Annotated in this window: 16 protein-coding genes; 12 read left to right on the top strand and 4 right to left on the bottom strand. The window is 66.6% G+C overall.

Translation table 11 applies throughout. The features are described from left to right. Positions 1 to 102: 102 nt before the first annotated feature. Complete coding sequence (locus EDF58_RS23550) at positions 103 to 1,146, bottom strand: quinone-dependent dihydroorotate dehydrogenase (RefSeq protein ID WP_132269968.1); 1,044 nt, start codon at positions 1,144 to 1,146, stop codon at positions 103 to 105. Between the two features lie 418 nt (positions 1,147 to 1,564). On the opposite strand from EDF58_RS23550, the gene EDF58_RS23545 reads away from it, so the two are divergent. The 9 genes from EDF58_RS23545 to EDF58_RS23505 all read left to right on the top strand — a co-directional run bounded on the left by EDF58_RS23545 (position 1,565) and on the right by EDF58_RS23505 (position 8,375). Next, positions 1,565 to 2,002, top strand: a complete 438-nt coding sequence (locus EDF58_RS23545) for an Rrf2 family transcriptional regulator (protein WP_132269998.1) — start codon at positions 1,565 to 1,567, stop codon at positions 2,000 to 2,002. Then, the gene (gene sufB / locus EDF58_RS23540; RefSeq protein ID WP_243654469.1) at positions 2,003 to 3,556 is read left to right on the top strand and encodes a Fe-S cluster assembly protein SufB; all 1,554 of its coding nucleotides are present in this window, start codon (positions 2,003 to 2,005) and stop codon (positions 3,554 to 3,556) included. 172 nt (positions 3,557 to 3,728) lie between these two features. After that, positions 3,729 to 4,238, top strand: coding sequence for a DUF559 domain-containing protein (locus EDF58_RS23535; RefSeq protein ID WP_132269967.1), 510 nt, complete (start codon positions 3,729 to 3,731; stop codon positions 4,236 to 4,238). Between the two features lie 2 nt (positions 4,239 to 4,240). Then, positions 4,241 to 5,008, top strand: a complete 768-nt coding sequence (sufC, locus tag EDF58_RS23530; protein ID WP_132269965.1) for a Fe-S cluster assembly ATPase SufC — start codon at positions 4,241 to 4,243, stop codon at positions 5,006 to 5,008. Beyond that, positions 5,005 to 5,742 carry a SufD family Fe-S cluster assembly protein gene (locus tag EDF58_RS23525; protein ID WP_132269964.1) on the top strand — a complete coding sequence of 246 codons (738 nt, stop codon included), beginning with the start codon at positions 5,005 to 5,007 and terminating at the stop codon, positions 5,740 to 5,742. Before sufC ends, EDF58_RS23525 begins: the two co-directional genes overlap by 4 nt. Beyond that, positions 5,739 to 6,971 carry a cysteine desulfurase gene (locus EDF58_RS23520; protein WP_243654468.1) on the top strand — a complete coding sequence of 411 codons (1,233 nt, stop codon included), beginning with the start codon at positions 5,739 to 5,741 and terminating at the stop codon, positions 6,969 to 6,971. The genes EDF58_RS23525 and EDF58_RS23520 overlap by 4 nt, the downstream gene beginning before the upstream one ends. After that, positions 6,968 to 7,471, top strand: coding sequence for an SUF system Fe-S cluster assembly protein (locus EDF58_RS23515; RefSeq protein WP_132269962.1), 504 nt, complete (start codon positions 6,968 to 6,970; stop codon positions 7,469 to 7,471). Before EDF58_RS23520 ends, EDF58_RS23515 begins: the two co-directional genes overlap by 4 nt. After that, entirely contained in the window at positions 7,471 to 7,998 is a 528-nt protein-coding gene (locus tag EDF58_RS23510; RefSeq protein WP_207913137.1) for a GNAT family N-acetyltransferase, read from the top strand. Before EDF58_RS23515 ends, EDF58_RS23510 begins: the two co-directional genes overlap by 1 nt. After that, a complete protein-coding gene (locus tag EDF58_RS23505) occupies positions 7,995 to 8,375 on the top strand; it encodes an iron-sulfur cluster assembly accessory protein (RefSeq protein WP_132269958.1) in 381 nt (126 codons plus the stop codon). The genes EDF58_RS23510 and EDF58_RS23505 overlap by 4 nt, the downstream gene beginning before the upstream one ends. A gap of 36 nt (positions 8,376 to 8,411) precedes the next feature. On the opposite strand, the gene EDF58_RS23500 is transcribed toward EDF58_RS23505, so the two are convergent. Next, positions 8,412 to 8,900 carry a hypothetical protein gene (locus EDF58_RS23500; protein WP_243654467.1) on the bottom strand — a complete coding sequence of 163 codons (489 nt, stop codon included), beginning with the start codon at positions 8,898 to 8,900 and terminating at the stop codon, positions 8,412 to 8,414. A 118-nt stretch (positions 8,901 to 9,018) separates the two neighbouring features. On the opposite strand from EDF58_RS23500, the gene EDF58_RS23495 reads away from it, so the two are divergent. From EDF58_RS23495 to EDF58_RS23485, 3 genes are all read left to right on the top strand, one after another. Then, positions 9,019 to 10,026 carry an adenosine kinase gene (locus EDF58_RS23495; RefSeq protein ID WP_132269957.1) on the top strand — a complete coding sequence of 336 codons (1,008 nt, stop codon included), beginning with the start codon at positions 9,019 to 9,021 and terminating at the stop codon, positions 10,024 to 10,026. Between the two features lie 120 nt (positions 10,027 to 10,146). After that, positions 10,147 to 10,659, top strand: a complete 513-nt coding sequence (locus EDF58_RS23490) for a hypothetical protein (protein WP_132269955.1) — start codon at positions 10,147 to 10,149, stop codon at positions 10,657 to 10,659. Continuing rightward, the gene (locus EDF58_RS23485; protein ID WP_132269953.1) at positions 10,656 to 11,066 is read left to right on the top strand and encodes a hypothetical protein; all 411 of its coding nucleotides are present in this window, start codon (positions 10,656 to 10,658) and stop codon (positions 11,064 to 11,066) included. The genes EDF58_RS23490 and EDF58_RS23485 overlap by 4 nt, the downstream gene beginning before the upstream one ends. On the opposite strand, the gene EDF58_RS23480 is transcribed toward EDF58_RS23485, so the two are convergent. Both EDF58_RS23480 and purD read right to left on the bottom strand, forming a co-directional pair. Next, entirely contained in the window at positions 11,060 to 11,653 is a 594-nt protein-coding gene (locus EDF58_RS23480) for a hypothetical protein (RefSeq protein ID WP_132269951.1), read from the bottom strand. The two genes, EDF58_RS23485 and EDF58_RS23480, sit on opposite strands and share 7 nt — an antisense overlap. Beyond that, positions 11,643 to 12,929: a phosphoribosylamine--glycine ligase gene (purD, locus tag EDF58_RS23475; RefSeq protein ID WP_132269950.1), complete on the bottom strand. Its 1,287-nt coding sequence runs from the start codon at positions 12,927 to 12,929 to the stop codon at positions 11,643 to 11,645. The genes EDF58_RS23480 and purD overlap by 11 nt, the downstream gene beginning before the upstream one ends. Between the last annotated feature and the right edge of the window lie 5 nt (positions 12,930 to 12,934).

Genomic DNA, 12,934 nt, shown 5'->3' with positions numbered 1-12,934 from the left:
TTCACGCGGAATTGTCCGTTCCGATCAACGTCTAGGCGCGTGGAGTGGTTGCGACAAGCAGAGCCGCATCCGTACTTGCACCCATATAGGTGGCTTTTGACGCTATTCGGACCCTACGGCATCCGCGATCGTGGCGAAGCCGTCGCGCTTCATCAGCGCTTCCAGCCCCTTGCAGAGCGCCCTGGCCATGCCCGGCCCCTCATAGACCATGGCGCTGTAGACCTGCACCAGGCTGGCGCCCGCGCGAATGCGGGCCCAGGCGTCTTCCGCCGTGGCGATGCCGCCCACGCCGACCAGCGGCACGGCGCCGCCCGTGGCCTTGCGGAAGTCCCGCAGGCGCTGCTGGGCCAGATCGCGCAGCGGCGCGCCCGAAAGCCCCCCCGTCTCGCCGCGGTGGGGCGAGTGCAGGGTCGGCCGCGAAATCGTGGTGTTGGAGACGATCAGCGCGCCCAGGCGCTTGTCGACGGCGATGCGGGCAATGGCGTCGATATCGGCCGGTTCGAGGTCCGGCGCGACTTTGAGGAAGACCGGCGGGCCGTCCTCGCCGCAGACTTCGCCGCGGGCTTCGAGCACGGCATCGAGCAGCCCGGTCAGCGCCGATTCGTCCTGGAGCGCGCGCAGGCCGGGCGTGTTCGGGCTGGAGATGTTCACGGCCAGATACGTCGCCAGCGGCGCCATGAGTCGGGCCATCGTCGCATAGTCGGCGATGCGGTCGGTCGCGTCCTTGTTGGCGCCGATGTTGATGCCGACGACGCCGGGACGATCCCGGCGCGCCGTCAGGCCTTCCAGCGCCACTTGCGCGCCGCGGTTGTTGAAGCCCATGCGGTTGATCACCGCGCGGTCCTCCACCAGGCGGAACAGGCGCGGCTTGGGATTGCCCGCCTGCGGCAGCGGCGTGATCGAGCCGACTTCCGCGAAACCGAAGCCCAGACCCAGCAGCGCGTCAGGCACTTCGCCGTCCTTGTCGAAGCCGGCCGCCATGCCAACGGGGTTGGGGAAAGCGATTCCCGCGACTTGCGTGGAGAGCGAGGCGGGGAATGCCGGCGCGCGAGTCTTGCCCGCCATTTTCAGCGCCTTGAGCGCAAGGCCATGCGCCGATTCGGCGTCGAGACGGAACAGGGCGGGTCTGATCAGAGAGTAAAGCACGGGTGCCGCATAAACGGCTCGGCGCTGTTGCTCAAATGCTTCTTATCCTGCGTGACGTTCGCAAAATCGGTTTTCCGGCGTCACCGCCAGAGCACGCATGTCGCAATTATACAATAAATCGCCGAGGGCCCGGCATACAGGAGAGTTGCGACCCGAAGGGCTCGTAGCGGGATGCGCACGAGTTCTTTATTACCTTACGGCGGTTCCCGATCCTGATCGGGGACCGCCTTTTTTCTTTGGATTCCCCCATTCGCCGGCGCGAACTCTCTCCAAAAGCGAGAAATTTGCAACAGCCCGATCGCTTTTGTCGCACAAATCCTGTGCGAAACTCCATTGAAACCGGAGGGGTCCTGCACTAGGTGGCACAAATCGGAAAGATTTGATCCACTTTAACCGCAGAGACGTGAAAGCCGCAGATATGCGCCTGTCCAGCATGGCCGACTACGCCGTTGTCATCATGTCCGCCGCGACTCGGCATTCGGGCACTTGCGCGCATCACCCCCAGGATTCGCGGATGAGCCGCATCTCGGCAGGCCAGCTTGCCGAAGACACCGGCCTTCCCGCTCCCACCGTTCAGAAGCTGGTGAGCAAACTGACCGCTGCGGGGTTGCTGCAATCGACCCGCGGCGTTGGCGGCGGGCTGAAACTGGCCCGCGCACCCGAAACGATTTCGATTGCGGATATCGTGGAGGCAGTGGAAGGGCCGATCGCGCTCACCGCCTGCCTCGAACAGGGCAAGCACGAATGTACGCTGGAAGGCGGATGCAGCGTGCGCCCGCACTGGCCGCAAGTGAATGCGGCACTGCGCGGCGCATTGGCGCAAGTGGTCCTGACCCAGCTCGTCGAGGAAGTATGAATGACTGACGAAACCTCCCCCGAGGGCACCATCGAGGTGCGCGAAGTCCATGGGGACAACCGCCGCGATGGCGAGGCCCGCGACGTAGAAGTGCGCGATCAGGCCGCGCGCGAGGCTGCGGCCCGCGTGGCCGATTACGAGCACGGCTGGGTTGCCGACATCGAGCAGGAATATGGCCCCAAGGGCCTGTCCGAGGATACCGTCCGCTTCATCTCGGCCAAGAAGGACGAGCCGGAGTGGATGCTCGACTGGCGCCTCAAGGCCTATGCCCGCTGGCTGGAGATGACTCCGCCGGACTGGGCCAAGCTGAACGTGCCGCCGATCGACTACCAGGAAGCCTACTACTGGGCCGCGCCCAAGAAGAAGCCTTCGCTCTCCAGCCTGGACGAAGTCGATCCCGAGATCCTCAAGGTCTACGAGAAGCTGGGCATTCCGCTGGAGGAGCAGAAAGTGCTCGCCGGCGTCGAGGGCGCGCGCAAGGTGGCCGTGGACGCAGTGTTCGATTCGGTTTCGGTCGCCACCACCTTCCGCAAGGAACTGGAGCAGGCGGGCGTGATCTTCCGCTCGATCTCCGAAGCGATCCGCGAATATCCCGAGCTGGTGAAGAAGTGGCTCGGCCGCGTCGTTCCCGTGCAGGACAACTACTTCGCAGCGCTGAACTGCGCGGTCTTTTCCGACGGCACCTTCGTCTACATTCCCGAAGGCGTGCGCTGCCCGATGGAACTGAGCACCTATTTCCGCATCAACGCGGAAAACACCGGCCAGTTCGAACGGACCCTGATCATCGCCGAGAAGGGCAGCTACGTTTCCTACCTCGAAGGCTGCACCGCGCCGATGCGCGATGAGAACCAGCTTCACGCCGCCGTCGTCGAGCTGGTCGCGCTGGAAGATGCCGAGATCAAGTACTCGACCGTGCAGAACTGGTACCCCGGCAATGCCGAGGGCAAGGGCGGCATCTACAATTTCGTGACCAAGCGCGGCCTCTGCCAGGGCGCCCGCTCCAAGATCTCGTGGACGCAGGTGGAAACCGGCTCGGCCATCACCTGGAAGTATCCCAGCTGCGTCCTCAATGGCGAGGATTCGGTGGGCGAGTTCTACTCGGTGGCCGTCACCAACAATTACCAGCAGGCCGATACCGGCACCAAGATGATCCACAACGGCAAGGGCAGCCGCTCGACGATCATCTCCAAGGGCATCTCGGCCGGCAAGAGCAACAACACCTATCGCGGCCTTGTCCGCGTGGCCGCCAATGCCGAGGGCGTGCGCAACTTCACCCAGTGCGATTCGCTGCTGCTGGGCAAGGAATGCGGCGCTCACACCGTGCCCTATATCGAAGTGCGCAACCCCAGCGCCCAGATCGAGCACGAGGCGACCACCAGCAAGATCAGCGACGATCAGCTGTTCTACGCCATGCAGCGCGGACTCGACACCGAGCAGGCGGTGGCGCTGATCGTCAACGGCTTCGCCAAGGAAGTGCTCCAGCAACTGCCGATGGAGTTCGCCGTCGAAGCGCAGAAGCTGCTGGGCATCAGCCTGGAAGGCAGCGTGGGGTAGTGCCGACGCTTTCCCCCCGGCCCCGTCCCCCCGAACCTGTTTCGGGGCCTGCCGGGCAGGCTGGACGGAAAACCCGTTCCGGTTTGCCGCGGCAAGGCACGGCGCAACGGGCAAGATGGACCCTGAAACGCGTTCAGGGTGACCAAGAACAGAAGACACGAAGGACGAAACCATGACCGCCGCCCGCAAGACCCTTGGCATCAGCAAGGACGCCGCGCCGAAGGCCGACGCCAAGGCCAGCTTCAATGTGACCGGCGCACGCCTGGAAACGCTCAAGGAGCGAGCCAAGGAACAGCGCCGCAATCCCAGCGAGGCGCAGAAGGCGCTCTGGGCGGAGCTTTCCGGCTCGAAGCTGGGCGGCGTGAAGTTCATCCGCCAGTCGGTGGTCGGCTCGGCCATCGTCGACTTCGCCTGCCCTTCGCGCTGGATCGTCGTGCAGCTCAGCGCCGACGATTCCAACCCGGACGTCAACGAATTGCAGGACCGCAAGCTCACCGAAGTGGGCATCCGCGTGCTGCGCTTCTCCGAGGACGAAGTGCTGGACCGCGTGGACAGCGTCGTTCGCGAGATCACCACCGAACTCAACGTGCCTTTCGACAAGCGCTCCGCGCGCCGGAAGGCCGGAACCACTGCCACTCCCCGTTTTGACGAGGGCCGCTTCGACGAGGGCTCCGAAGGATGACCATGCTCAAGATCGATAACCTTCAGGCCAATGTTGCCGGAGCCAACGTAAACCGGCCGATCCTCAAGGGTCTCTCGCTGACGATCAATCCAGGCGAGATTCACGCGATCATGGGCCCGAACGGCGCGGGCAAGTCCACCCTGGGCTACACGCTCGGCGGCCGTCCCGGCTATGAAGTGACCGGCGGTTCGGTGGATTTCCTGGGGCAGGACCTGCTTGAACTGGAACCGCACGAGCGCGCCGCCGCCGGCCTGTTCCTGGGCTTCCAGTACCCGGTCGAGATTCCCGGCGTGTCCTTCGTCCAGTTCCTGCGCGAATCGGCCAATGCCCAGCGCAAGAGCCGCGGCGAGGAAGTGCTTTCGGGCGGCGAGTTCCTGAAGCTGGCACGCGAAAAGGCGGGCCTGCTGCGCATGGACATGGACATGCTGAAGCGCCCGGTGAACGTGGGCTTCTCCGGCGGCGAAAAGAAGCGCGCCGAGATGGTGCAGATGGGCATCCTCGACCCGCGCCTGGCGATCCTGGACGAGACCGACTCCGGCCTCGACATCGACGCCCTGCGCATCTGCGGCGAAGGCATCAATGCGATCATGCGCGCGCCCGACAAGGCCGTGCTGCTCATCACCCACTACCAGCGCCTGCTGGACTACGTGAAGCCGGACTTCGTCCACGTCCTGGCCGACGGCCGCATCGTCAAGACCGGCGGCGCGGACCTCGCGCTGCGGCTTGAGGAAGAAGGCTACGAAGCCGTGGTGCAAGAGGCGGCCGCATGAGCGAAGTCGCTGCTCTCCCGACGCGGAAGCACGAAGACTTCCGCTATTCCGACATCGACGCGCTGGCCGGCGTCTGGCCGATCGCGCGCGAGAGCATCGTCGTGGCGGACGGCGCCGAGGATTCGCTCCAGATCGTCGAGGACGGCGCAGAAGCCGTCGCCCGGCACCTGGTGATCTCGCTGGGCAAGGGCGCGAAATTCGATCTTCGCGTGCTTTCGGCCGGGCCGGTCTATGGCCGCATCGCCGTCGACGTGCGGCTGGCCGAAGGCGCGGACTTCACTCTGGGCGCGGCGCAGCTTGCCACCGGCAGCGAGACGCTGGAAGTGGTCACCGAAGTCACGCACGCCGGGCTGAACGCCACGTCCAGCCAGATCGTGCGGACGGCGCTGGCCGGCCATTCCGTCGGCACTTACCTCGGCCGCATCGCCGTGGAGCGCGGGGCCGACGGCACCGATGCCGAACAGTCGGTCCGCGCCATGCTGCTGGACCGCACGGCCACCGCCAATGCCCGGCCGGAGCTGGAAATCTACGCCGACGACGTCAAGGCGGCGCATGGCTGCGCGGTGGGCGAGCTCGATGCCGGCGGCCTGTTCTACCTGATGAGCCGCGGCCTTACCCCGCCCGAAGCGAAGCGGCTGATGCTCCAGGCCTTCATCGCCGAAGCCTTCACCGGCGCGCCCGGCGAGGCGGAACTGAGCGCGGCGGCCATCGCCCGGCTGGAGCAGATCCTGTGAACGATCTCGTGCGCGAAGCCGGAGATGTGCTGGCCGTGAAGGGCGAATTCCCGGGGCTGGCCTCGGTGGATGGTGCCGCCGACTGGCACTATCTCGACACTGCCGCCACCGCGCAGAAGCCGCAGGCGGTGATCGACGCCACGGTCAATGCACTGGGCCGCGACTACGCGACCGTGCATCGCGGCGTCTATGCCCGCTCGGCCGAGATGACCCTGGCCTTCGAGGCCGCCCGCCGCACCGTCGCGGAATTTCTCGGCGGCCGGGAGGACGAGATCGTCTTCACCCGCGGCGCCACCGAGGCGATCAACCTGGTGGCCCAGACATGGGGCGTGCAGAACCTCAAGGCGGGGGACCGCATCCTCGTCTCCGTGCTCGAACACCACTCCAACATCGTGCCGTGGCAGCTTCTGCGCGACCGTACTGGCGTGGAAATCGACGTCTGCCCGCTGACCGCCGACGGCAGCATCGATCTCGAAGCCGCCGAACGCATCCTGACGCCGGCTCACAAGCTGGTGGCCTTCGCGCATGTTTCCAACGTGCTCGGCTCGGTGCTTCACGTGGAACATGCCGCGCGCCTGGCCCATGCCGTGGGCGCGAAGCTGCTGGTCGACGGCTGCCAGGCCGCCCCGCGCATCGCACTCGACATGAAGGCGATGCAGGCGGACTTCTACGTCTTTTCGGCCCACAAGCTCTATGGTCCCACCGGGATCGGCGCGCTCTGGGCGCGCAAGGACATCCTCGACGGCATGCCCCCGTGGCAGGGCGGTGGGTCGATGATCGACCGCGTGACCTTCGAGAAGACCACTTACGCCCCCGCGCCGCAGCGCTTCGAGGCCGGCACCCCGATGATCGTCGAGGCCATCGGCCTGGCGGCCGCCATCGACTGGCTCCGCGCCTTCGGTCTGGACCGGGCGGAAGCCCACGAACGCCACCTTGCCGCCAAGCTGCGCGAGGAACTCGGCAAGCGCAACGACGTCACCCTGTTCGGCCCGGCCGATTCGGTGGGCATCGTCAGTTTTGCGCTCGACGGGGTGCATCCGCACGACCTCGGCACCATATTGGACGAAGAGGGCGTTGCGATCCGGGCCGGCCATCACTGCGCACAGCCGCTGATGGACCACCTGGGCGTACCCGCCACGGCCCGCGCAAGCTTCGGCCTCTACAGTGACGACAGCGACATCGAGGCGCTCATGAAGGGTATCGAGCGCACCCGGAGAATTTTTGGATGAGTGACGACACTTCCGCTTCTGGCCCCGGCTTCACCGTCGAGGAAGTCGATTCGGTGACCCCCGCGCCGCGTGCGCGCGTGGAGGATGCGCCCGATCAGCAGGTTCCTGGCGAACAGGGCGCTCCCGAGCGCCGGCGCGACTATCTGGACGGTTTCCTTGCCGAAAAGCCGCAAGGCATCGACCCCAGCCAACCCGGCGGCGCGATCTACGACGGCGTCATCGATGCGCTGAAGGAAATCTTCGACCCGGAAATCCCGGTGAACATCTACGATCTCGGCCTGATCTACGGCGTCGACGTCTCGCCCGAATCCTCGGTCGCGGTGACGATGACGCTGACCACGCCGCATTGCCCGGTGGCCGAATCGATGCCCGGCGAAGTGGAGATGCGCGTGGCCGCCGTGCCCGGCGTGCGCGATGCAGAGGTCAATCTCGTCTGGGATCCGCCGTGGGACATGGCCAAGATGTCGGATGAGGCGAAGCTCGAACTGGGCATGCTCTGATGACCTCGCTTGCCCCCACCGTCACCGTGCGTTCTGTTTCTGTCAGGCTGGCCGATTATGCCGACGCGGCCGATGCCGCGCGCGTGGTCACGCTGCTCGACAGTTATGCGCGCGATCCGATGGGTGGGGGCAAGCCGCTTTCCGAAGACGTGCGCGCGCGGCTGGTCTCCGGCCTTGCCGCCCATCCCGGCGCGTTCTCGCTACTCGCCTTCGAGAGTGACGAGGGAGCCGAAGGCCGGCCGCTGGGCCTTGCCAACTGCATCACCGGCTTCTCGACGTTCGCGGCCCGGCCGCTGGTGAACATCCATGACATGGCCGTGCTGCCCGAAGCGCGCGGCAAGGGTGTGGGACGCGCGCTGATGCTGGCCGTCGAGGAAGAGGCCCGCGCCCGCGGCGCCTGCAAGATCACTCTCGAAGTGCTGAGCGGCAATGCGACCGCCAAGGGCCTCTACGCCTCGCTCGGCTACGGAGACTACGCGCTGGACCCGGAAGCGGGCACGGCGCTGTTCTGGGACAAGAAGCTATGACCACGACCACTTCTGCGAATCCTGGCGTAAAGCCGGCGCGCCAGCGCCCGGCCGCCGTGATCCTCACCACCAATGCCGAAGCCCGCATTGCCAGGCTGATGGGCGAGGCGCCGGAAGGCACGATCGGCGTGCGGCTTTCCACCCCCCGCCGCGGTTGTTCGGGCCTGGCCTATTCGGTCGACTACGTCAGCGAGGAAAAGCCCTTCGACGAGAAGATCGAGACGCCCGGCGGCATCTTCTACATCGACGGTGCCTCGGTGCTCTACCTGATCGGCTCGATCATGGACTGGAAGGAAGACGACTTCACCGCCGGTTTCGTGTTCGAGAATCCCAATGCCAAGGGTTCCTGCGGCTGCGGTGAGAGCTTCACGGTGTGAAGCCCCGCTTCCGGGAGAGCTTCTCCCGGAAAATGCCTACTTGCGGAGCGCCGCGATGCAGGCAGCGCGATCGACATCCTGCCCATCCGAAACCCGCCGCGCATCGATATAGGATGCGCGCGGCTCCTTCGTGGCGGCGGAAGGGTAGAGATAGACGTCCAGCAGGCACGCCTTCCCGGTGAACTGCAGCTTGCGGGCATCGCCTTCCCAGACGTTGAGCCGCGGCTCCCCGAACATCCGCACGAGCTGGCTCTCGCTCGATCCGATCACCCCTTCGGCACCGGGAATCGCCTGGAAACTGGGGTCCCGCGCGGTATGGGTTGGCTGGCGCACATTGGGAATCTGCGTGCTCCGCTTGGGCTGGTGCTGCGCCGTCGCCACGCCGCCGGACGTGCTGGCGCACCCTGCCAGCAGCACGGCAAGTCCCGCCGCGGCAACAACGCCCCGCAAGTGGGCGGTGGCGCATCGCAGGCGGGTGGGAGCGATCATCGGAATGGCGTGAAGCGCCGAACGGTCTTGGGTCATGACATCTCACCGCATTGCGCGGGCCAGTGGTGCTGTCAACTCTCGCCGCGCTTGCGAAGCGGCGGCCCGCGCGCTACTCGCGACACAACCTCCAGACAATCCAAGGACTCCTTTTCGCATGGCTCAACCCACCGTGCCGCCCACTTTCGACGTGATTGCCATCGGCAATGCCATCATCGACGTGATCGCCAACTGCAGCGACGCGCTGATCGACGAGCTTGGTCTCTCGCGCGGCGGCATGATGCTGATCGACGCCGATCAGGCCGAAAGCCTCTACGAAGCCATGGGCCCGGCCCGCGAGATTTCCGGCGGTTCGGCCGCCAACACCCTGGCCGGCCTGGCCGCGCTCGGGGCGAAGTGCGCCTTCATCGGCCAGGTCGCGGAAGACCAGCTGGGCGACGTCTTCACCCATGACATCCGCGCCGGCGGCATCGCCTTCGACGTGCCCGCCCGCCCCGGCAACCCGCCGACGGCCCGCTGCCTGATCTTCGTGACGCCGGACGGCCAGCGCACGATGAACACCTTCCTCGGCGCCTCGCACTACCTGCCCGCCGAAGCGCTGGACGAAAGCGCCGTCGCCAATGCGGCCGTGCTCTATCTCGAAGGCTATCTCTGGGATCCCGAGGAACCGCGCGCCGCGATGCGCAAGGCCATCGAGGCCGCCCGCGGGGCCGGTCGCAAGATCGCCTTCACGCCTTCGGAATGCTTCGTGATCGACCGTCACCGCGCCGATTTCCTCGACTTGATCGATACCGGCAAGATCGACGTGCTGTTCTGCAACGAGCACGAGATGGCCGCCCTTGTCGGTCATGACGATTTCGAAAAGGGCGTCGCCCAGCTCGCTCCGAAGATCCCCGTGCTTGTCGTCACGCGCGGCGCCGAGGGCGCTGTCGCGATCTCGGGCGACCAGCGCGCCGAAGTCGGGGCCGAGCCGATCGAGCGCGTGGTGGACACCACCGGCGCCGGCGACCTCTTCGCGGCCGGCTTCCTGTTCGGCCATGTGCGCGGCAAGAGCCTGGAAGAATGCCTGCAGTATGGCGCGATCTGCGCCTGCGAGATCATCTCGCACTACGGCGCGCGTCCCGAAGCGGACCTCCAGGCGCTGATTTCCGAACGCGTCGGCTGATCGCTTCGGCTTCGGCTGGAAAAAGGGGCTCCATTCGCAGGAATGGGGCCCTTTTTGCATGGCGTTGACGCCGGCCTCTCCGCAGGACAGGTTGATCCACCGTCCTCAACCGGAGCGCCCATGGCCCAGCACGATCCCGCACTGATCGACTTCGAGGCGAGTTGCCTGCCCGAATATGGCCAGTCCTATCCGATCGAGGTTGCCGTGGCGCGCATCGACGGGGAAAGCCGCTCCTGGCTGATCAAGCCCCCGCCCCGCTGGCAGACCTGGGACTGGTCCGAAGAAGCGGAATCGCTCCACGGCATCACCCGCGCCATGCTGGCATGCGACGGACTGCCGCCCGCGCAAGTCTTCGCGGAGATGGTGGCGTTCGTCGGTACGTGCGAGGTCTATTCCGATGCCGACCTCGATGGCTTCTGGCTGGAAGTGCTGTGTGAGGAACTGGGCGAAAAGCTGCCGTTCCCGATCCGCTTCCTGGGCGAATGGATGGCCGCGCGCGGCCTTACCCGAGAGCAGGTCGACGCCGCGCTGGAGGAAGCCAGGCGGCGCCTGCCCAAGGCCCACCACGCGCGCGAGGATGCCAAACGGCTCGCGCTGGTCGTTCGCCTGTTGATCGAGGAACAGCCCGCATGAATCTTCGCGAAGCCCTGCTGGTGCGCATCCACGTTCCGGTTTCGCCGGAGACCTTTCGCGCCATGCTGGCAGGCGACGTCGCCGCCGGAGAGCGCGACCCGGTCCTGGCCGCGATCCTGGCGGTCGTCCGCGCCGACAATCCGCTCGGCGATTTCGGCCTCTACAAGGGAGTCGCCGAGATCGGCCTGGGGTGGGAGAGCTTCCAGCCCGGGCCGGACGCAAGACCGACGCTGGGCGAAGCGGCCATGACCAGCCTCTCCCCCACCGTGATCCTGTCCCTCCACGCGCCCTGCAGCGAGGAAGACCCGGAATTCCTGGAGGCGATGGACCGCATCATGGCGGCCCACCCCTGGGAAATCCCGGTGATCGAAATCGCACCGACCTGGCTGGCCGAGCGCGGTCAGTAAGTATCCGCTTGCGGCATCGCGCCGTCCCGCCCCGCCGGTTCCGACAGGGCCTGGCCCTGGGGCGCCAAAGGCTGGGTGCTGGGCTGGGCACCGGGCTGGGCTGACTGGAACCGCGCGAGGCACTCGGCCTTGCGCTGCTCGCGGGCGTCGGAATAGCTTTGCGCCGTCTGCCCCGGCAAGGCGCAGTCGCGCTCGGGCCGGATCGGCACCTTGGCCCGGCAGCCTTCCTCGGTGGCGAACAGGTTGTCGGCACAATCGGCCAGTGCCGAGACATCGGCATCGTGCTGCGCGCGGCAACTCGCCGTCCAGCGCTGCTTGTAGGACAGCTCCGCGAAGTTCAGGCAGTCCTGATACTCCTGCTGAGCCGCTTCCTGCCGGCGCGACTGCTCGGCCTGCTCGCGCTGCTGCGCCTTGGCCACGGCGTCTTCCTGCTTCTGCCGGGCTTCCTGCTCGGCGGCCACACGCGCTTCCTGGCGGGACGCCTGACCGGGCAGGAACAACCCGTAGTAATAGCCGACGCCGGTGCCGGCGAACACCGCCGCCACCGCCAGCGCCACCTTCAGGATCGAATCCGCCTTACTGGTCATGGGCCTTCTCGCGCGCCACTTCGCGCCAGCCGATGTCCCGGCGGCAGAAGCCGGTCGGAAAATCGAGCGCATCCACGGCCGCATAGGCCCGGCCCTGCGCCTCGGTGACCGACGCGCCCCGCGCCGTCACGTTGAGCACGCGGCCACCGCTGGAGACGAGCACGCCGTCCTTCACGTCGGTGCCGGCATGGAACACCTTGGCGCCATCGGCCTCGGCCGCCGCGATGCCGCCGATCGCGCCGCCCTTCTCGGGCGTGCCGGGGTAGCCGTTCGCGGCCATCACGACGGTCAGCGCCGTGTCGCGGCTGAAGCGCGGCGCCGCGATCGCGGCAAGGCGGTTGTCGGCGCAGGCATGGAGCAGCTCGACGAGATCCGATTCGAGGCGCAGCATCATCACCTGGCACTCGGGATCGCCGAAGCGGCAGTTGTATTCGATCAGCTTGGGGCCTTCGCGGGTCAGCATCACGCCCAGGAACAGCACGCCGGAATAAGGCGTGCCTTCGTTTTCCAGCGTCCGCACGGTCGGCGCGATGATGCGTTCCAGCACTTCGGCTTCCAGCATCGGCGTCAGCACCGGCGCCGGGCTATAGGCGCCCATGCCGCCGGTGTTGGGGCCGGTGTCGCCGTCGCCCACGCGCTTGTGGTCCTGCGCGGAGGCGAAGGGGACGATGGTGGAACCGTCGGTCAGGGCGAAGAAGCTGGCTTCCTCTCCTTCCATGAATTCCTCGATCACGGCTTCGGCGCCGGCCTCTCCGAAGCGGCCCGAGAAGATCTCGCGCACGGCTTCCTCGGCTTCGGCCATGGTCATCGCCACGGTCACGCCCTTGCCAGCGGCCAGGCCGTCGGCCTTGATCACCACCGGCGCACCGAATTTCGCCAGCGCGGCCATCGCGTCCGCTTCGTTGGCGACGCGGTCGTAACCGGCGGTGGGAATGCCCGCGCGTTCGCACAGGTCCTTGGTGAAGCCCTTGGAGCCTTCGAGCTGGGCCGCAGCCTGGCTCGGTCCGAACACCGAGAAACCCTCGCCGCGCAGGGAATCGGCAAGGCCGTCGACCAGCGGGGCCTCGGGGCCGATGACGATCAGGCCGACCACGTTGCTCTCGCAAAAGGCGATGACGGCCGCGTGATCGGTGACATCCAGCGAAATGCAGCTTGCGACCTCGGCAATGCCCGGGTTACCCGGCGCGGCCCAGAGGGTCTCGCAGAGCGGGGATTGCGCCAGCTTCCAGGCCAGCGCATGTTCGCGGCCGCCAGAGCCCAGAAGAAGGATGTTCATTAGCC

This window comes from Novosphingobium sp. PhB57 (assembly GCF_004342985.1).
Lineage (GTDB): Bacteria > Pseudomonadota > Alphaproteobacteria > Sphingomonadales > Sphingomonadaceae > Novosphingobium.
This window is presented reverse-complemented; position numbering and strand designations above follow the sequence as displayed.

Bases quoted from the DNA above. Each gene is read 5' to 3' on its own strand.
- EDF58_RS23535 (WP_132269967.1), top strand. From the start codon at position 3,729: ATGACCGCCGCCCGCAAGACCCTTGGCATCAGCAAGGACGCCGCGCCG.
- sufB (WP_243654469.1), top strand. From the start codon at position 2,003: ATGACTGACGAAACCTCCCCCGAGGGCACCATCGAGGTGCGCGAAGTC.
- purD (WP_132269950.1), bottom strand. From the start codon at position 12,929: ATGAACATCCTTCTTCTGGGCTCTGGCGGCCGCGAACATGCGCTGGCC.
- EDF58_RS23515 (WP_132269962.1), top strand. From the start codon at position 6,968: ATGAGTGACGACACTTCCGCTTCTGGCCCCGGCTTCACCGTCGAGGAA.
- EDF58_RS23545 (WP_132269998.1), top strand. From the start codon at position 1,565: ATGCGCCTGTCCAGCATGGCCGACTACGCCGTTGTCATCATGTCCGCC.
- EDF58_RS23490 (WP_132269955.1), top strand. From the start codon at position 10,147: ATGGCCCAGCACGATCCCGCACTGATCGACTTCGAGGCGAGTTGCCTG.
- EDF58_RS23500 (WP_243654467.1), bottom strand. From the start codon at position 8,900: ATGACCCAAGACCGTTCGGCGCTTCACGCCATTCCGATGATCGCTCCC.
- EDF58_RS23495 (WP_132269957.1), top strand. From the start codon at position 9,019: ATGGCTCAACCCACCGTGCCGCCCACTTTCGACGTGATTGCCATCGGC.
- EDF58_RS23505 (WP_132269958.1), top strand. From the start codon at position 7,995: ATGACCACGACCACTTCTGCGAATCCTGGCGTAAAGCCGGCGCGCCAG.
- EDF58_RS23525 (WP_132269964.1), top strand. From the start codon at position 5,005: ATGAGCGAAGTCGCTGCTCTCCCGACGCGGAAGCACGAAGACTTCCGC.
- EDF58_RS23510 (WP_207913137.1), top strand. From the start codon at position 7,471: ATGACCTCGCTTGCCCCCACCGTCACCGTGCGTTCTGTTTCTGTCAGG.
- EDF58_RS23480 (WP_132269951.1), bottom strand. From the start codon at position 11,653: ATGACCAGTAAGGCGGATTCGATCCTGAAGGTGGCGCTGGCGGTGGCG.
- EDF58_RS23485 (WP_132269953.1), top strand. From the start codon at position 10,656: ATGAATCTTCGCGAAGCCCTGCTGGTGCGCATCCACGTTCCGGTTTCG.
- sufC (WP_132269965.1), top strand. From the start codon at position 4,241: ATGCTCAAGATCGATAACCTTCAGGCCAATGTTGCCGGAGCCAACGTA.